We start from the raw sequence: 17,722 nt of genomic DNA, 5'->3' as shown, positions 1-17,722 counted from the left end.
ACAGCCGACGCGCTCAGAGGCCGAGCTCGACCTCGAACTCACCGGCCTCCAGGATCGCCTTGACCGCCGTCAGGTAGCGGGCGGCGTCGGCGCCGTCCACCAGACGGTGGTCGTAGGAGAGCGTCAGGTACGTCATGTCGCGGACGCCGATGACGGTGCCCTCGGCGGTCTCGATGACGGCCGGACGCTTCACCGTGGCGCCGATGCCCAGGATCGCGACCTGGTTCGGCGGCACGATGATCGTGTCGAACAGCGCACCGCGCGAACCGGTGTTGCTGATCGTGAAGGTCGCACCGGCCAGCTCGTCCGGCGTGATCTTGTTGCCTCGGACCTTGCCCGCCAGATCGGCGGTGGCCTTGGCGATACCGGCCAGGTTGAGGTCGCCCGCACCCTTGATGACCGGGGTCATCAGGCCCTTCTCGGAGTCCACGGCGATGCCGATGTTCTCCGAGTCGAAGTAGGTGATGGTGCCCTCGTCCTCGTTGATCCGGGCGTTGATGACCGGGTGGGCCTTCAGCGCCTGGGCCGCGGCCTTGACGAAGAACGGCATCGGGGAGAGCTTGACGCCCTCGCGGGCCGCGAACCCGTCCTTGGCCTGGGCGCGCAGCTTCATCAGCCGCGTGACGTCGACCTCGACGACCGAGGACAGCTGGGCCTGGCCGTGGAGCGCCTTCATCATGTTGTCGCCGATGACCTTGCGCATGCGGGTCATCTTGACGGTCTGGCCGCGCAGCGGGGACACCTCGAGCGCCGGAGCCTTCTTGGCGGCCGGGGCGGCGGCGGCCGGAGCCGGCGCGGCGGCGGCGGCCTTCGCGGCCTCGGCGGCGGCGACGACGTCCTGCTTGCGGATACGGCCGCCGACACCGGTGCCCTTGACCGAGGACAGGTCCACACCGCTCTCGGCCGCGAGCTTGCGGACCAGCGGCGTGACGTAGGCGCCCTCGTCCGTGGCCGCGGCGGCGGGAGCCGGGGCCGGGGCGGCGGGCTGCGCCGGAGCTGCGGGAGCCGGGGCCGGGGCGGCGGGCTGCGCCGGAGCCGCGGGGGCCGGAGCGGCAGCGGCGGGAGCGGGCTGCGCCGGCGCGGGGGCCGGGGCGGCGGGTTGCGCCGGAGCCGCGGGGGCCGGGGCGGCAGCGGCGGGAGCGGGCTGCGCCGGCGCGGGGGCCGGGGCGGCGGGTTGCGCCGGAGCCGCGGGGGCCGGGGCGGCAGCGGGCTGCGCCGGAGCCGGGGCGGCGGCCGGAGCGGCGCCCGGGGCGCCGATGACGGCGAGCTTCGCGCCGACCTCGGCGGTCTCGTCCTCGCCGACCACGATCTCCAGCAGCACACCGGAGGTCGGTGCGGGGATCTCGGTGTCGACCTTGTCGGTGGAGACCTCGAGCAGGGGCTCGTCCTCCGCGACCTCCTCGCCGACCTCCTTCAGCCAGCGGGTGACGGTGCCCTCGGTGACCGACTCGCCCAGCGCGGGCAGCACGACGTCGGTGCCCTCGGCGCCGCCGCCACCGGCGGCGGCCTCGGCGGTCGGGGCCGGTGCGGGGGCGGCCTGCTCGGTGGAGGGGGCGGCCTGGGCGGGCTGCTCCGGCTCGGGGGCCGGGGCCTGCTCGGCGGCGGGTGCCGGGGCGGCGGCCGCCGCACCCGAGCCGTCGTCGATGACGGCCAGCTCGGCGCCGACCTCGACGGTCTCGTCCTCGGCGACCTTGATGGACGCCAGGACACCGGAGGCCGGTGCGGGGATCTCGGTGTCGACCTTGTCGGTCGACACCTCGAGCAGCGGCTCGTCGGCCTCGACGCGCTCGCCCTCGGCCTTCAGCCAGCGGGTGACGGTGCCCTCGGTGACGCTCTCGCCGAGCGCCGGGAGGGTTACGGAAACCGGCATGGTTTCGGTTGCTCCTTACGGTGGGGTCTCCCCGGCTCGCGCGAAGCGCCGAGCGGGGGAAGTGCGGTAGTGGTCGTCGCGCCCGTTGACGTGGCTCAGTCGTGGGAGTGGAGGGGCTTGCCCGCGAGGGCCAGGTGGGCCTCGCCGAGCGCCTCGTTCTGCGTCGGGTGCGCGTGGATGAGCTGCGCGACCTCGGCCGGCAGAGCCTCCCAGTTGTAGATCAGCTGGGCCTCGCCGACCTGCTCGCCCATACGGTCACCGACCATGTGGACGCCGACCACGGCACCGTCCTTGACCTGGACGAGCTTGATCTCGCCCGCGGTCTTCAGGATCTTGCTCTTGCCGTTGCCCGCCAGGTTGTACTTCAGAGCGACGACCTTGTCCGCGCCGTAGACCTCCTTGGCCTTGGCCTCGGACAGGCCCACGGAGGCGACCTCGGGGTGGCAGTACGTCACCTTCGGCACGCCGTCGTAGTCGATCGGGACGGTCTTCAGACCGGCCAGTCGCTCCGCCACCAGGATGCCCTCGGCGAAGCCGACGTGCGCGAGCTGGAGGGTCGGGACGAGGTCGCCGACGGCCGAGATGGTCGGCACGTTCGTGCGCATGTACTCGTCGACCAGGACGTAGCCGCGGTCCATCGCGACGCCCTGCTCCTCGTAGCCCAGGCCCTGCGAGACCGGGCCGCGGCCGACGGCCACCAGCAGCACCTCGGCCTCGAAGGTCTTGCCGTCGGCGAGGGTGACCCGCACACCGTCCTCGGTGTACTCGGCCTTCTCGAAGAAGGTGCCGAGGTTGAACTTGATGCCGCGCTTGCGGAAGGCACGCTCGAGGAGCTTCGAGCTGTTCTCGTCCTCGACCGGGACGAGGTGCTTCAGGGCCTCGATGATCGTGATGTCGGTGCCGAAGGACTTCCAGGCCGAGGCGAACTCGACACCGATGACGCCGCCGCCCAGGACGATCGCGGACTGCGGCACCCGGTCCAGGACCAGCGCGTGGTCGGAGGAGATGATCCGGTTGCCGTCGATGGTCAGACCGGGCAGCGACTTCGGTACCGAACCGGTGGCGAGGAGGACGTGGCGGCCCTCGACCCGGCGGCCGTTGACGTCGACGGACGTGGGGGAGGACAGTCGGCCCTCACCCTCGATGTACGTGACCTTGCGGGAGGCGATCAGACCCTGCAGGCCCTTGTACAGCCCGGAGATCACCTCGTCCTTGTACTTGTGCACGGCCGGGACGTCGATGCCCTCGAAGGTGGCCTTGACGCCGAACTGCTCGCTCTCGCGAGCCTGGTCGGCGATCTCGCCGGCGTGCAGCAGGGCCTTGGTGGGAATGCATCCGCGGTGCAGGCAGGTGCCGCCGACCTTGTCCTTCTCGATCAGGGCGACGTCCAGGCCCAGCTGAGCTCCGCGCAGGGCCGCGGCGTAACCACCGCTGCCACCGCCGAGGATCACTAGGTCGAAAACGGTGCTGGCGTCGTTCGCCACGTCACGTCCTCCATGCATGTGCGCCGGGCGCCGGTGCCTCCCAGGGCGGGGGACTACCGGGCGGCGGCTGGTGTTCGGCCGCTTGTCTTCGGCCCTGTGGTGGGGGCCCTGTCCTGCCGAGAACCCATCTTCGCACTTGTCGACGGAAGGCGGGACGCGGGGCCGGGATACGGGACGGCGGTTCGGCCGTCCCCGCCGGTTGACCGTATGTACGGCCCCAAGGATTTCGTCGAGGGCGAACGGATAGCCGGCGCCCGATATTCCTGCGGACCGTTCCCGCGGACCCGGGGCCCGGGGCGCCGGCCCGGCGCGCGCCGGGTTCCGGGAACGCTCCCGGAACCCGGCGCGCGGGCGTCAGCCCAGGTCGCCGTCGGCCGTGCGCTCGGCCAGCCTGACCAGGGTGCGGACCGCGGAGCCGGTGCCGCCCTTGGGGGTGTAGCCGTAGGGCGCGCCCTCGTGGAAGGCCGGGCCCGCGATGTCCAGGTGGGCCCAGGTGATGCCCTCGCCGACGAACTCCTTCAGGAACAGGCCCGCGACCAGGCCGCCGCCCATCCGCTCGCCCATGTTCGCGATGTCGGCGGTCGGGGAGTCCATGCCCTTGCGGAGGTCCGCGGGCAGCGGCATCGGCCAGGAGTCCTCGCCGGCCTCCTCCGCGATCTCGTGGACCGAGGTGCGGAACGCCTCGTCGTTGGACATGATCCCGAAGCGCCGGTTGCCCAGCGCCAGGACCATCGCGCCGGTCAGCGTCGCCACGTCCACGATCGCGTCCGGGTTCTCCTCCGAGGCCCTGGTGATCGCGTCGGCCAGCACCAGACGGCCCTCCGCGTCGGTGTTGAGCACCTCGACCGTCTTGCCGCTGTACATGCGCAGGACGTCGCCGGGGCGGGTGGCGTTGCCCGACGGCATGTTCTCGGCCAGCGCCAGCCAGCCGGTGAGGTTCACGCGCAGCCCGAGCCGGGCCGCCGCCACGACGGCCGCGAACACGGCGGCGGCGCCGCTCATGTCGCACTTCATCGTCTCGTTGTGGCCGGCCGGCTTCAGCGAGATGCCGCCGGAGTCGTAGGTGATGCCCTTGCCGACGAGGGCGAGGGTCTTCTCCGCGTCCGGGTGCGTGTACGCCAGCTTCACCAGGCGCGGGCCGTGGGCCGCGCCCTGACCGACGCCGAGGATGCCGCCGAACCCGCCCTTGACGAGCGCCTTCTCGTCCCAGACCTGCACCTTGAGGCCGTGCTCCTTGCCGGCGGCGGTGGCGACGGCGGCGAACGACTCGGGGTAGAGGTCGTTCGGCGGCGTGTTGATCAGGTCGCGGGCGCGGTTCATCTCCTCGGCCACGGCGACGGCCCGCTCGGCGGCGGCCTTGAAGGCCTTGTCGCGCGGCTTGGCGCCCAGCAGGGCCACCTCGGCCAGCGGCTTCTTGGCGTTCTTCTCGTCCTGGTAGGCGGTGAAGGCGTACGCGCCGAGCAGCGCGCCCTCCGCGATCGCCTGGGCGTCCTCGGCGGCCTCGACCGGCAGCGCGAACGCGGCCTTCTTCGAGCCGGCCAGCGCGCGGGCCGCGGAACCGGCCGCGCGGCGCAGCGACTCGGCCGGGTACGCGTCGTCCTTCTCAGGGGCGGTGCCGAGCCCGACCGCGATCACGACCGGGGCCTTCAGGCCCGACGGCGCGGGCAGCTTGGTCACCTCGCCCTCGGCACCGGAGGCACCGAGGGTCTCGAGGACGGTGGCGAGCTTCCCGTCGAACGCCGCGTCCACGGCCTCGGCGCCGGCCGCGACGACCGGGCCCTTGGCGCCCTTGGCGACGCCGACGACGACCGCGTCGGCGCGCAGCGTCGCAGCGCCGGCAGTGCTGAGAGTGAGAGCAGTCACGGTGGTGAAATCTCGCTTCCGTTGAGTTCCTGGGCCGAAGAGGTGGGTCGGCCGCCCGGCGCATCGTAAGTCGGGCGGGTCGGAGCGCCGCCACGAGCCTACGCGCGCCCGCGATGTTCGCTCGTGCCGACGGGGATTCACCCATCCGTGGTGTCTCCGACGGGTTCCCCGCCCGGACAGCGAGTCCTACGTCACACTCGGCCCGAATACGCAAGGGAGCAAGTGGCTGCTTTGCATGATTTCCACATGTCCTCCCCGGTGTCTCCGCCGGGGTGGGTCGAACAAGGGGTGGGGGAAACACCATGGCACCCGTATTCGCCACGGGGTTCGGCAGGCGTGCACTGACGAGCGGATCCGCGCGCGCCGCGCACGAGGGGGGAGCGGCCGGGCGGGGGCCCGGCCGAGGGGGCAGGCTCGGCGCGGTGGCGGTCGCGCTCACCACGTCGGCGCTGTTCGCGGCGGCTCTGCCCGCGTCCCCGGCGGCCGCCGCGGACCCGGTGCCGCGGATCGACCTGAAGGTCCTCGTCGTGGACGACGGAGGCTCGGCGGTCGCCGCCGTCACCTCCGAACTGCGCAGCACCGGCGTCCCGTACAGCGTGCTCGACCTGGGGGACCCGGGCCGACCGAAGATCGACGCCGCGTTCCTCAGCGACACCGTGAGCGGCCGGCCGCGCGCCAAGTACCAGGGGGTGGTGCTGCCGAACGAGGCGCCGTTCGGGCCGGACTCCGCGGGGGCCGCCGAGCAGGCCGCGCTCGTCGCGTACGAGAAGCGGTTCGGCGTCCGCCAGGTCGACGCCTACACCTGGGCGCACCCGGGGGTTGGGCTCGACTACACCAGCGAGGGCGGCTGGTCCGGGACGCTCGACGGCACCGCCGCCGCCGTGACCGCGGCGGGCCGCTCCGGCCCGTTCGGCTACCTCGACGGCGCCCTGGCCTTCGAGGACAACGCGCCGGACATCAGCGAGAGCTACGGCTATCTGGCCCGCCCGCGCGAGGGCTACACCAGTTACGTCGACGCCCCCGTGCCGGGCGGCGAGGGCCGCGCCAGCCTCCTCGGGGAGTACGCCCAGGACGGGCGCCGCGAGCTCGTCGTCACCTTCGCGTACAACCAGCACCAGCGGCAGTTCCGGCTGCTGGCGCGCGGCATCGTCGAATGGCTCACCCAGGGCGTCCACCTCGGGCAGAGCCGCAACTACTTCTCGGTCCACGTCGACGACGTCTTCGCCCCCGACGCCCGCTGGGACACCGAGCGCAACTGCACGCCCGGCGACATCGACTGCGCCGGGGGAGCGGGCGAGCAGGCTCCGGACATCCGGATGACCGCCGCCGACGCGCAGTACGCCGCCCAGTGGCAGCGCACCAGCGGCTTCACCCTCGACATGGTCTACAACGCGGGCGCGGGCGAGGAGTGGAAGGCCGGGAACGGCGGCACGGACGCGCTCACCGCGCAACTCCTCGCCGACCGGGCCCAGTACCGCTGGGTCAACCACACCTACACCCACCCGTTCCTCGGCTGCGTCCAGGACGTCTCCGTCGTCCCCTGGCAGTGCTCGAAGGACGCGGCGGGCAACACCCGCTGGATGAGCCGCGCCGAGATCTCCGCGCAGATCCGCGACAACCACAACTGGGCGGTGAACAAGGGCATCCAGGTCGATCGCACGGAGCTCGTCACCGGGGAGCACTCGGGGCTGAAGACGCTTCCGCAGCAGCCGGTGGACAACCCCAACCTGGCGCCCGCGCTCGCCGACAACGGCGTGAAGTGGATCGCGAGCGACAACTCCCGCGAGCCGCAGCAGCGTCCCGTCGGCAGCGCGGTCACCGTGCCCCGCCACCCGATGAACGTGTACTACAACGTGGGCACGGCGGCCGAGATGGCCGACGAGTACAACTGGATCTACACCTCCCGGGCCGACGGGGGCAGCGGCATCTGCGAGACCAATCCGGCCTCCACCTGCCTGGACGAGCCGCTGGACGTGGCCACCGGCTACGGGACGTACATCGTCCCGCAGGAGGCCAGGATCGCCCTCGGCCACGTCGTGGCCAACGACCCGCGCCCGCACTACGTCCACCAGTCCAACCTGGCCGAGGGCCGCATCCTGTACCCGGTCCTCGACCGGATCCTCGCCGACTACCGGGCGCTGTTCGCCGACAACACGCCCCTCGTCAACCCGCGCCACCGCGACGCCGGCACGGAGCTGAGCCGCCGCGCCGCCTGGCAGTCGGCCCTGGACTCCGGCCGGGTCACGGCGTACCGGATCGGCACCACGGTCACCGTGCAGGCCCCCGGCGGGGTCGTCGCCCCCGTCACCACGCCCGAGGGCACCCGCAAGCAACTCCTGCTGGGGACGAGCGTCTTCGGCACCGCGTACGCGGGTCAGCGCTCGGCCTGGACCCAGCCGGAGCTGCTGCAGTCCGCCGTCACCCTGCGACTGCCCTCCTGACCTGACCTGACCTGATCGCGGTAGTCCCGCGCGCACCCCGGCCCGCACGGCCGGGGTGCGCCGCGCCCGCGCGCTCCCGCACCCCTCACCCGTTGTGCCCGGGCACCCTCCGGTGCGCCGGCACTTCCCTCAGCACCCTTATGTCCAGGGGGACTCAGCACGATGAGCCAGGGACGCCATGTCACCATGCTCACCGAAGGCACGTATCCGCATGTCCACGGCGGCGTCAGCACCTGGTGCGACCAGCTGGTCCGGGGCATGCCCGAGGTCGACTTCACCGTCGTCTCCCTCACCGGCAGCGGCCGTGAGCCCGTCACCTGGGAGCTGCCGCCCAACGTCCGCACCCACACCCCCGTACCCCTGTGGGGCCCCCGGCCCGGACGCGCCCACGCCCCGCGCCGCGGTGCCGCCAGGCGCCGCTTCCTCGACACCTTCGAGCGGTTCCTGCTGTCCCTGCTCGACCCCGACGCGCACGGCGACTTCGGGACCGCGCTCGACGAGCTGGCCGACGAGGCGCGTGCGGGCCGGCTCTGCGCCGCCCTCCGCACCGAGACCGCCGTCCGTACCCTGATGCGCCTCTGGACCCGGCCCCACCTGCCCACCGCCGCCGCCGGACCCACCGCCCACGACGCCCTCACCGCCGTCGACCTGCTGGAACACGCCCTGCGTCCGCTGGCGGTGCGCATCCCCGGCGACAGCGTCGCCCATGCCGTCAGCAGCGGGCTCGCCACCCTGCCCGCGCTCGCCGCCCAGCGGCTGGACGGGGTGCCGTTCCTCCTCACCGAGCACGGCATCTATCTGCGCGAGCGCTACCTCGGCTACCGCACCGGGACGCAGCGCTGGCCGGTCAAGGCCCTGATGCTGGGCTTCTACCGGGAGCTCAACACCCTCGGCTACGAGCGCGCCGGTCTGATCACCCCGTGCAACCGCTACAACCGCCGCTGGGAGGAGCGCGGCGGCGCCCTCCCCGGAAAGATCCGCACGGTCTACAACGGCGTCGACCCGTACGCCTTCCCGCACGCCGGGGCCGAACCGTCCGTGCCCACCCTGACCTGGGCCGGCCGGATCGACCCCATCAAGGACCTGGAGACGCTGATCCGCGCCTTCGCCCTGGCCCGGGCCGAGCTCCCGGCACTGCGGCTGCGGCTGTTCGGCGCCGCCCCGGCCGGGTGCGAGTGGTACGCCACCGTCCTGGAGAAGCTCGCCGCCGAACTGGGCGTGACCGACGGGGTGTCCTGGGAGGGCCGGGTCGGCGACGTGGCGCGGGCGTACGCCGCCGGGCACGTGGTGATGCTCTCCAGCATCAGCGAGGGCTTCCCGTTCTCGATCATCGAGGCGATGTCCTGCGGGCGCACGACGGTGTCCACCGATGTGGGCGGGGTGCGCGAGGCCGTCGGCGACACCGGTCTGGTGGTCCCGCCGCGCGAGCCCGAGGCGCTGGCCGCCGCCGCCCTGGAACTGCTCCGGGACGACGGGCGCCGCGCCGAACTGGGCCGGCGCGCCCGGCAGCGGGTCGTCGACCTCTTCACCCTGCGGCGTTCGGTGGACGCCTTCCGGCAGATCTACCGGGAACTCGCCGGAACGCCGGGTGCGGTGTACGAGCCGCCCGCCGCCGAGACGGTCGCCGACTGGACCCTGGAGCTGAGGGACCCCTGGTACCAGGAGCACACGGCATGGGGCCACCACTGGTCCGAGCCCGCCGAATCCGCCGGGCCCGTCGCGGGGGCGGTCCGGTGAGCGGCTCGCTGTGGCTGAGGGACCCGGGTACGGCCGCACGGGACACCCTGCCGCGGACGCCGGGGAGACACCGTCCGTCCGACCCGACCGGGACCGACCCGGTCGGCGAACTCGCGGGACGGCTGGAGGACTTCGTCGCCGCCGCCGTCCATCCCGACGAGGTGGCGGCGCTGCTGGAGTCCGACGGGCTGACCGACGAGCAGATACGGCGGCGCTACGGGCACGAGGACTCCTTCTCCCTGGCGGAGGACCTGTACGCCCGCGTCGAGCGGCGCTTCCCGCGTTCGCCCGAGGACCCGGCGCCCGGCGCCGGCAGTCCGACGCTCCTCGGGTGTCTGCTGCGGGGCCTGCTGTTCACCCTCCCCGGACTGGCACACGTCCTGGCCGCGCCGGTCCTCGCGGGCGGCCGCACCGGGTACGCCCCACTGCTGGCGGCCGCGCTGGCCGGCTGGACCTGGAACCAGGCCCTCGCCCACCGCGCGTACACCCGGCTGGGCCTGGGCGACCGGGCCGCGGCCGCCCGGACGCTGCTGCGGGGCGCGCCCGTGGGCGTGGTCCTCGGCACGGCCGCCGCCGCGGCCGTCGCGCCGGCCCCCGCCCCGGCGGTGCTGTTCGCGGCGGGCCAGTCGATCTATCTCGCCGCGGCGACGGTGCTGCTGGTGCTGGGCCGCGAGCGCGTCCTGCTGCCGGCCCTCCTCCCGCTGGTGGGCGGGGCGCTGTTCGCGGCGTTCCACCCGATGCCGGCCTGGGCGCACCTCGTGCTGCCCCTGGCCGCGGTCACGGCCGCCGCGGGCCTCGCGGCGGGCGCGGTCGCCGGGGTGCTCCGGCCCGCGGACCCCGGTGGCCGGGGCGTGCGCGGCAGCCGGCGCGCGGAGCTGAGGGGGCTCGGCGATTCGGTGCCGTACGGCCTCTTCGGACTCGGCTCCGGGGCGCTGGTGCTCCATGTCGCCCTGGACTCACCGCCGTTCGCGGTGGCGCTCACGCTCGGCACGGGCCCCGCCGAGTGGCTGCTGTACCGGTTCCGTGCGGAGGCCCTCGCCGGACTGCGGGCCTCCACCTCCCCGCGCGCCTTCCGGCTCTCGGTCGCGGCGGCGCTGGTGCGCTCCCTCGCCGGGTACGCGGGCGCCCTGCTGACGCTCATGGCGGCGGCGCTGCTGCTGTGGCCCGGTGGCGGCGGACCGGGCGCGGCCCCGGCGGCCGGGGCGCTGCCGCTCGGCGCGGTGCTGTGGACCGGCCTGCTGCTCCAGGCGTTCGGGGCGGTGCTGAGCCCGGCCGCGGTGTGCTGTGCGGCCGCGCTCGTACCGCTGCTCCTGCCCGGTTCGGAGCGGCTGTTCGTCCCGGCGGCCGCGTCCGCGGTGCTCGTCCTGCTGGTCTGTGCTCAGCTGGGCCGGATCACCGCACATCGCTGAGGGAGCCCGTAGATGAGCCTTCCCGCCCGGACGCGCGGCCTTCTGCCGCCGCTGGTGGCCCTGTTGCTGCTCGCCGGCTGCACCGCCGTCCCGGACGACCCCGTGCCGCCGCGCACCACCCGCTGGCGGCCGGCGCCCGGGACACCGTGGCAGTGGCAGCTCAGCGGCCGTCTGGACCCGGCCGTGGACGTCCCGGTGTACGACATCGACGGCTTCGAGCACCCGAGGTCCACGGTCGCCGACCTGCAGCGGCGCGGCCGCAAGGTGATCTGCTACCTGTCCACCGGCGCCTGGGAGGAGTTCCGCCCCGACGCGGGCGAGTTCCCCCCGGAACTGCTCGGCAGGGGCAACGGCTGGGAGGGGGAGCGCTGGCTCGACATCCGGCGCACGGACGTGCTGGAGCCGCTGATGGCCAAGCGCTTCGACATGTGCCGGGACAAGGGCTTCGACGCGGTCGAGCCCGACAACATGGACGGCTACGCCAACGACACCGGCTTCCCCCTCACCGCCGCCGACCAGCTCCGCTACAACCGGCTGATCGCCAGGATGGCGCATGACCGTGGGCTTGCCGTGGGGCTGAAGAACGACCTGGACCAGATCCCGGCCCTCGTCGGTGACTTCGACTTCGCCGTCAACGAACAGTGCGCCCAGTACGGGGAGTGCGAGGCGCTGCGGCCGTTCGTCGAGGCCGGCAAGGCCGTCTTCCACGTCGAGTACGAGGTGCCGACCGGCCGCTTCTGCCCCCGGGCGCGGCGGCTCGGACTGAGCTCGATGCTGAAGCGCTACGAGCTGGACGCCTGGCGCAGGCCCTGCTGACACGGCCCGGCGGGTCTCAGGGGCCGTCGGCCGCTCGGGTGGTCGCCCGCTGTCCGACGGGAGGCTTCGGGTACGGGCGGCGGTGCACGGGCCCGGCGCCGTCGCGGGCCGGTGATCCGCACGTTCGGTGATCCGCGGTGATCCGCACGGCCGGTCGTCCGCGGTGATCCGCACGGCCGGTGCCGGGCCCCGGCCGTCGTGTGCCGTCCGGCGAACGGTGCGACCGGCTACCGGGGACCGACGGCGAGCGCGACGAGCGCCGCCGTCGCGGCCGTCTCCGCGAGCCCCCCGAACACATCGCCCGTGACCCCGCCGAAGCGTCGTACGCAGCGCCGCAGCAGCAGTTCGGCCGCGGCCGCCCCGGCGAGAACCGAGAGGGCGAGCCGGAGCGGCCCGTACCCGCCGGGCAGCGTCCCCCAGGCGGAGCACGCCGCAGTGACCAGAACGGCGACTCCCAGAGCCTGCCGCACCGGGACGGTGGCGGCGACCATGGCGCCCAGTCCCTCCGGCCGGGCGGCCGGGACGCCGGTGCGTGAGGCGAGGGTGAGCGCGAGCCGGGCGACGACACCGGCGGTCGCCGCCGCCGTCGCCCCGTACGCCCAGCCCCGCCCGTAGAGCTCGTACAGCGCCGCGACCTGGGCCAGCAGCACGAAGAGCAGGGTGATCACGCCGAACGGCCCGATGTCCGACTGCTTCATGACCCGCAGCGCGTCCTCGGCGGGCTTGCCGCTGCCCAGCCCGTCGGCTGTGTCGGCGAGTCCGTCCAGGTGCAGACCGCGGGTGAGGACGGCGGGCACGGCGGCGGAGGCGACCGCGGCGAGCAGCGGACCCGAGCCGAGCAGCAGGAGCAGCCCGCCGGCGGCCGCCGCGCAGAGGCCCACGACGAGACCGGCGAGCGGGGCCCACCGCATCCCCGCCCGTGCGGCGTCGCGGTCCCAGCGGGTCACGCGCACGGGCAGCACGGTGAGGGTGCCGAAGGCGAACCGGATGCCCTTGGGGCCGTCTGTGTCGAGAGAGCTCACCGCGCGCAGGGTAGCCGGTGCGCCGCGACGGTAAATTGCGCATGACGGACAAAACGGGAGCGGGTGGCATGGGTCACTGGTTTTACCGGAACATCGTGGAGCCCGGGAAGCTCCCGCTGCTCCTTGCGCTGGGATCGTTCGTCCTGACCTTCCTGATCACCCGGACCGTCACCCGGATGATCCGGGCGGGCAAGGGGCCCTTCGGGAACGTCAAAGCGGGCGGACTGCACATCCACCACGTGGTGCCCGGCGTCGTCCTCACCGTGGTCGGCGGCTTCGGCTCGGTCGCCAGCAGCCAGCACACCGGCGCCGGGACGGTGGTGTTCGCCGTCGTCTTCGGAGTGGGCGCGGGACTCGTCCTGGACGAGTTCGCGCTGATCCTCCACCTGGACGACGTCTACTGGACCGAGGACGGCCGCAAGAGCGTCGAGGTCGTCGTCCTCACGGCGTCCCTGCTCCTGCTCACCCTCGGCGGTTTCGCTCCCCTCGGCGTCAACGACCTCACCGCCGACGAACGCGACGACCGACGGGCCTTCCTGCTCACCCTCGCCGTCAACTTCATGTTCGTCCTGATCTCCCTCTTCAAGGGCAAGCTGCGCATGGCGATCATCGGGACGCTGGTGCCGTTCGTCGCGATCGTCGGCGCCCTGCGGCTGGCCAGACCCGCCTCGCCGTGGGCCAAGCGCCTCTACCGGCGCCGGCCGCGCTCCCGGGCCCGGGCGATGCTGCGCGCCTTCCGTCACGACAGGCGATGGAGCGGACCGCGCCGCAAGTTTCAGGACCTGATCGGCGGTGCCCCCGACCGGCTGTCGGTGACCGGCCCCTCCGGACCCGGCCGGGACCGCGAACCGCGCTGAAAGCACGCGGCGACGCCCATCGCCACGAGCACCGCGGCGATCGCCGCGAGGTGCTCCTTGCCGGCCAGATTGGGCTTCACCAGCACCTCCACGACCATCGCGAGGACCACCAGGCCCATCGTCAGCCGGGCGGCGCAGCGGATGCACACGTACACGGCGAGGCCCACCACCGCGGCGGACGGCCCGGTGTCCACGACGTGGGCGTCCGAGGCGGGCAGACCGAGGGGATGGTCCGGCCCGAGCGCGACCCCGGCCCGGGCGTACATCGTCCCTGCGAGCGTCGCCGCGTACGCGACCGCCAGCGTGCGCGGCCGCCCCAGGCAGATCTCGGCGATGCCGAACACCAGCAGGATCTGTGCCAGCGCGCCCCACACCGGCAGGTCGAGCGCCGGGACGAAGAGGGAGAGCGGCGTGCGGAGCAGAGCGAGCCAGAGCGGGTCCTCGGCCCGCACCGAGCCGATGCCCTGCACCGGCCCGTAGCCCCACGACTGGTTCTGCACGACTTGGCACAGGGCGGTGAGGCAGACCGCGGTGAGCGTCAGGGGGACGGCACGCCACGTCCTCGTCGCGAGGGCCGTCCGCACGGTCCCGTACAGCGGCCCCCACTCACGGCGCGCGAACGCGCGCGCCCGGTTCACCGGCCGTCCGCCGGGGGCACGCGGTCGGGCAGTGCGGGCGCGCGGTGGAGCCCTGCGGGCGGGCTGGGAACGGTGCCGGTCCGCGGGGGATCGGCACTCTCGTGGGCGAGCATGGAACGTGGCTCCCGGACGGGTCGGTACTCGGCGTGGGCGCGGTACGACGACTCGATCCGGACTCGATCCACCACCGGCGGGACGGTGCCGGGGCCGGGCCACGGACGTCACGGCCCCGGCACCGTCCCGCCCGAGCGTCGCGCCATGTTCCAAGACCCGGCGGAATGCCCGGAAGTTGACTCCCGCCGGAGTGATCCCGATCTCTTGCGGGTGACGGGTGACGGGTGACGGGTGACGGGTGACGGGTGACGGGTGACGGGTGACGGGTGACGGGTGACGGGTGATCCGCGAGGGCTACGTGCGGCGGGCGGTGGTGCCACCCGCGTCGGCTCGTGCCGGCCCGCCTCGCCGCGCGTCAGCCCGTCTGGCCGCCGGTGGAGGTCACTCTCTCGCTCTCCGCCCCGGCCGGCGCAGTGTCCCCGGCCTCGCTCCCGTCGTCGCTCCCGACCGGGTCCGGGCGCTCGGGCAGCTCCGCGGCGAGCGCGGCGGCCGCCTGGACGAGGGGGAGGGCGAGGAGGGCGCCGGTGCCCTCCCCGACCGTGACCCCGTGCTCGAGAAGCGGCTCCAGGGCCATCCGGTCGAGCGCCTTCGCCTGGGCCGGCTCCCCGCTGACCTGCCCCGCGAGCCACCAGTCCGGCGCCCGGAAGGCCGCCCGCTGGGCGACGAGCGCGCACGCGGCCGACACGACCCCGTCCAGGATCACCGGCATCCGGCGCACCGCGGCCTGCAGCAGGAACCCGGTCGTCGCGGCCAGATCCGCGCCGCCCACGGCCGTCAGCAACGCGAGCTGGTCGCCCAGTACGGGCCGCGCCCGGCGCAGCGAGTCGCGGATCGCCGCGCACTTGCGCATCCACGCCAGATCGTCGATGCCGGCGCCGCCCCGGCCGGTGACGACGGAGGCGTCCGTACCGCACAGCGCGGCCACCAGCGTGGCGGCTGGCGTCGTCCCCCCTACGCTGAGATCGCCGAGCACGACCAGGTCGGTGCCGGCGTCGGCCTCCTCGTCGGCGATCGCCACACCGAGGCGTACGGCCCGCTCGGCCTCCTCCGGCGTGAGCGCGTCCTCGACGTCGATCCGCCCGCTGCCGCGCCGCACCCGGTGCCGGACGACGTCCTCCGGCAGAAGCCCCGGATCGCAGTCCAGACCGGCGTCCACGACCCTGACCGGAACGCCCGTGCGCCGTGCCAGCACCGCGACCGGGCTCGCCCCGTCCAGCACGGACCGCACGAGTTCGTGCGCCGTGCCCGCCGCACGGCCGGACACACCCAGCTCCGCCACCCCGTGGTCCCCGGCGAACAGCACCACCCGGGGCCGCTCGACGGCTCGCACCGGTACGGCACCCTGCGCCGCCGACAGCCACTCGCCCAGCTCGTCCAGCCGCCCCAGGGCGCCCGGCGGCACGCCAAGCCGCTCCCGGCGTTCCTCGGCGTCGCGCCGCACACCGCTGTCGGGGCGCTCGATCAGGTCGGAGAAGTCGTCGAGATTCAGCGAGCTCATTCGCCGAACAGTACCGGCCCGTGCCCGCTGTTCCGCCGCCGGGCCGCGTCGCGATCCCGGTGGCCGGACAGCGCCCCGAGACGCCCCGGCCGGGGTCCGTCCGCGGTGTGCGGGCGTCACCGGTCGCGGGCCCGGGGGCCGGCGGGGCGCAGGGCCGGTGCGCCCGGGGCCCGGCACGGGACAGGCCCGCGAGGTACGGGACCCACGGCACCGGCCCGGGCCCCGCGTGCCCCGGCGGCGGCCCGCCGGGCCGGCGGGGACACCGCCGGGCACTCCGCACGGCCGCGGGTCACCGCAGCGGCAGCGCCTGCCCCGCCACCACCAGCAGCACATGCTCGCACTCCGCGGCGAACGCGGCGTTCAGACGGCCCAGTTCGTCGCGGAAGCGGCGACCCGACGCGGTCGCGGGGACGACCCCCGAACCGACCTCGTTGGTGACGGCGACCACCGTGCGGCGTGTGGCGCGCAGAGCCTCGACGAGGGCGGCCGTGCGATGGCGCAGGGCCGCACGGCCGACGGTCTCCCAGCGCTCGTCGTCCCACGCGCCCACCTGGTCCATCGCGTCCGTCAGCCACAGCGCCAGACAGTCGATGAGCAGCGGCGGTCCGTTCTCGGCCAGCAGCGGGACGAGGTCGCAGGTCTCCACCGTCCGCCAACTCCCCGGCCGGCGTTCACGGTGGGCGGCGACGCGCTCCGTCCACTCGGTGTCGTGGCCGCGCGTCCCGCTCGTCGCCACGTACACGACGTCGGGGAACGTCTCCAGCCGCCGCTCCGCCTCCAGCGACTTCCCGGACCGCGCCCCACCGGTGACGAGCGTGCGCCGGGGCACGTCCGGTACGTCCTGGTACTCGCCCACGTACAGCGTCGTGCCGTCCGGTACGGCCCGGGCCCCCGCCGCCGCCAGCCGACGGTCCAGCTCCCGGCCGGGTGGCACGTCGTGGTCGACGTGGACGGCGATGACGTCGGTCGTCGCCCCGATCGCGCCGCCGGCCCGCAGCTTCGCCAGCCCGTCCGGCCGCCCGAGCACATCGGCGACGACCATGTCGTACGGGAGGGGGTCGCCGTCCGTGACGCCGGCCGGCGCCCCACCCGGCGGCAGGTACAGCAGCCGCTCCCCGTCCGGGGAGGTGACCTCGTAGCCCGTGCCCGGCGAGTCCAGGGCCACGGCCCGCACCCGGTGCCCGCTGATCAGCGTCAGCTCCTGGCCGTCCGGCACCCTCCCGGCGGACGGCAGTCCGGCGGGCAGCTCCACGGCCGGCCCGCTGTGCGGGTGCGACAGCAGCACCTGCCGCACGCCCACGAGCGAATGGCCCGCGCGGGCCGCCGCCAGCGCGGCACCGGGTGTCAGATCGAGCAGCAGTGCGCTGTCCACGAGCAGGGCCGTCGCCGCTCGCGCCCGGTCGCCGCGGGCGGCGGCGCAGACGGCGCAGGGACAGTCGGGGCGAGGGAGCCCGGTGGGGGCTCCGGTGCCGAGCAGAGTCAGTTCCACGGTCACGATCTTCCCGCGTCCCCGCGGCGAGTGCGCGCCCGGCTACGCTGCGGGCAGCAAGGTGATCGGCATGGACGATCGGCACAGCGATCACGTGGTGGGACCAGGAGGCGCACATGGCATGGACGTGGCGGTTCGAGAAGTCCGACGGGACGGAGGTCCAGCCGGCCGTCGAGCCGGAGGAGTTCAGCACGCAGGGGGACGCCGAGTCCTGGATCGGTGAGGTCTGGCGCGAGCTCCAGGAGGGCGGCGCCGACCAGGTCTTCCTCTACGAGGACGGCAGCCGTGTCTACGGCCCCATGAGCCTGCACGCCGAGAGCTGACCCGTCGGAGCCGCGGGCCCGCGGTGCCGCCGAGGCGGCGCGTCGGGCCCGCGGTTCTCCGTCGCGGCCGCCCCGCGGGCCCCGCACGCCCACCGTGCCGCGGACGGGAACGCCCTGTGGGCCGGCCGCCCACGCACCGTGCCGCGGACGGGAACGCCCTG

At 74.4% G+C, this 17,722-nt stretch carries 14 protein-coding genes; 6 read left to right on the top strand and 8 right to left on the bottom strand.

Features of this window, described 5'->3' with window-relative positions; all coding sequences use genetic code 11:
• Window positions 1-13 precede the first annotated feature (13 nt).
• From sucB to QRN89_RS09140, 3 genes are all read right to left on the bottom strand, one after another.
• The gene (gene sucB / locus QRN89_RS09150; RefSeq protein WP_290348850.1) at window positions 14-1,870 is read right to left on the bottom strand and encodes a 2-oxoglutarate dehydrogenase, E2 component, dihydrolipoamide succinyltransferase; all 1,857 of its coding nucleotides are present in this window, start codon (window positions 1,868-1,870) and stop codon (window positions 14-16) included.
• A 95-nt stretch (window positions 1,871-1,965) separates the two neighbouring features.
• Complete coding sequence (gene lpdA / locus QRN89_RS09145) at window positions 1,966-3,354, bottom strand: dihydrolipoyl dehydrogenase (RefSeq protein ID WP_290348849.1); 1,389 nt, start codon at window positions 3,352-3,354, stop codon at window positions 1,966-1,968.
• Between the two features lie 354 nt (window positions 3,355-3,708).
• Window positions 3,709-5,217: a leucyl aminopeptidase gene (locus QRN89_RS09140; RefSeq protein WP_290348848.1), complete on the bottom strand. Its 1,509-nt coding sequence runs from the start codon at window positions 5,215-5,217 to the stop codon at window positions 3,709-3,711.
• A 302-nt stretch (window positions 5,218-5,519) separates the two neighbouring features.
• On the opposite strand from QRN89_RS09140, the gene QRN89_RS09135 reads away from it, so the two are divergent.
• From QRN89_RS09135 to QRN89_RS09120, 4 genes are all read left to right on the top strand, one after another.
• Window positions 5,520-7,658, top strand: a complete 2,139-nt coding sequence (locus QRN89_RS09135) for a hypothetical protein (protein WP_290348847.1) — start codon at window positions 5,520-5,522, stop codon at window positions 7,656-7,658.
• A gap of 162 nt (window positions 7,659-7,820) precedes the next feature.
• A complete protein-coding gene (gene pelF / locus QRN89_RS09130; protein WP_290348846.1) occupies window positions 7,821-9,395 on the top strand; it encodes a GT4 family glycosyltransferase PelF in 1,575 nt (524 codons plus the stop codon).
• Window positions 9,392-10,804 carry a hypothetical protein gene (locus QRN89_RS09125; RefSeq protein WP_290348845.1) on the top strand — a complete coding sequence of 471 codons (1,413 nt, stop codon included), beginning with the start codon at window positions 9,392-9,394 and terminating at the stop codon, window positions 10,802-10,804. Before pelF ends, QRN89_RS09125 begins: the two co-directional genes overlap by 4 nt.
• A 12-nt stretch (window positions 10,805-10,816) precedes the next feature.
• Window positions 10,817-11,620, top strand: a complete 804-nt coding sequence (locus QRN89_RS09120; RefSeq protein ID WP_290348844.1) for an endo alpha-1,4 polygalactosaminidase — start codon at window positions 10,817-10,819, stop codon at window positions 11,618-11,620.
• Window positions 11,621-11,847: 227 nt separating this feature from the next.
• On the opposite strand, the gene QRN89_RS09115 is transcribed toward QRN89_RS09120, so the two are convergent.
• Window positions 11,848-12,642: an adenosylcobinamide-GDP ribazoletransferase gene (locus QRN89_RS09115; protein ID WP_290348843.1), complete on the bottom strand. Its 795-nt coding sequence runs from the start codon at window positions 12,640-12,642 to the stop codon at window positions 11,848-11,850.
• A 68-nt stretch (window positions 12,643-12,710) separates the two neighbouring features.
• Here QRN89_RS09115 and QRN89_RS09110 point away from each other — a divergent pair, with 68 nt between their 5' ends.
• A complete protein-coding gene (locus QRN89_RS09110; protein ID WP_290353634.1) occupies window positions 12,711-13,499 on the top strand; it encodes a hypothetical protein in 789 nt (262 codons plus the stop codon).
• Here QRN89_RS09110 and QRN89_RS09105 read toward each other — a convergent pair.
• The 4 genes from QRN89_RS09105 to QRN89_RS09090 form a co-directional block, all read right to left on the bottom strand.
• Window positions 13,418-14,137 (bottom strand): hypothetical protein, encoded by a 720-nt coding sequence (locus QRN89_RS09105; RefSeq protein ID WP_290348842.1) that lies wholly within the window; start codon window positions 14,135-14,137, stop codon window positions 13,418-13,420. The two genes, QRN89_RS09110 and QRN89_RS09105, sit on opposite strands and share 82 nt — an antisense overlap.
• On the bottom strand, window positions 14,134-14,325 hold the full coding sequence (locus tag QRN89_RS09100; protein ID WP_290348841.1) for a hypothetical protein: 192 nt from the start codon (window positions 14,323-14,325) through the stop codon (window positions 14,134-14,136). Before QRN89_RS09100 ends, QRN89_RS09105 begins: the two co-directional genes overlap by 4 nt.
• Window positions 14,326-14,606: 281 nt before the next feature.
• Entirely contained in the window at window positions 14,607-15,749 is a 1,143-nt protein-coding gene (gene cobT / locus QRN89_RS09095) for a nicotinate-nucleotide--dimethylbenzimidazole phosphoribosyltransferase (protein ID WP_290348840.1), read from the bottom strand.
• A gap of 289 nt (window positions 15,750-16,038) precedes the next feature.
• Entirely contained in the window at window positions 16,039-17,238 is a 1,200-nt protein-coding gene (locus QRN89_RS09090) for a bifunctional adenosylcobinamide kinase/adenosylcobinamide-phosphate guanylyltransferase (protein WP_290348839.1), read from the bottom strand.
• A 116-nt stretch (window positions 17,239-17,354) separates the two neighbouring features.
• On the opposite strand from QRN89_RS09090, the gene QRN89_RS09085 reads away from it, so the two are divergent.
• Window positions 17,355-17,561 carry a hypothetical protein gene (locus tag QRN89_RS09085; RefSeq protein ID WP_290348838.1) on the top strand — a complete coding sequence of 69 codons (207 nt, stop codon included), beginning with the start codon at window positions 17,355-17,357 and terminating at the stop codon, window positions 17,559-17,561.
• The last annotated feature ends 161 nt before the right edge of the window (window positions 17,562-17,722 follow it).

This window comes from Streptomyces sp. HUAS CB01 (assembly GCF_030406905.1).
Classification (GTDB): domain Bacteria; phylum Actinomycetota; class Actinomycetes; order Streptomycetales; family Streptomycetaceae; genus Streptomyces; species Streptomyces chengbuensis.
The sequence above is the reverse complement of the archived record's forward strand: the minus strand, read 5'-3'. Positions and strand labels throughout refer to the sequence as shown.

What these genes read in the sequence shown, in the direction of transcription:
- sucB (WP_290348850.1), bottom strand. Translation starts at nt 1,870, where the DNA reads ATGCCGGTTTCCGTAACCCTCCCGGCGCTCGGCGAGAGCGTCACCGAG.
- QRN89_RS09135 (WP_290348847.1), top strand. Translation starts at nt 5,520, where the DNA reads ATGGCACCCGTATTCGCCACGGGGTTCGGCAGGCGTGCACTGACGAGC.
- pelF (WP_290348846.1), top strand. Translation starts at nt 7,821, where the DNA reads ATGAGCCAGGGACGCCATGTCACCATGCTCACCGAAGGCACGTATCCG.
- QRN89_RS09120 (WP_290348844.1), top strand. Translation starts at nt 10,817, where the DNA reads ATGAGCCTTCCCGCCCGGACGCGCGGCCTTCTGCCGCCGCTGGTGGCC.
- QRN89_RS09110 (WP_290353634.1), top strand. Translation starts at nt 12,711, where the DNA reads ATGGGTCACTGGTTTTACCGGAACATCGTGGAGCCCGGGAAGCTCCCG.
- cobT (WP_290348840.1), bottom strand. Translation starts at nt 15,749, where the DNA reads ATGAGCTCGCTGAATCTCGACGACTTCTCCGACCTGATCGAGCGCCCC.
- QRN89_RS09085 (WP_290348838.1), top strand. Translation starts at nt 17,355, where the DNA reads ATGGCATGGACGTGGCGGTTCGAGAAGTCCGACGGGACGGAGGTCCAG.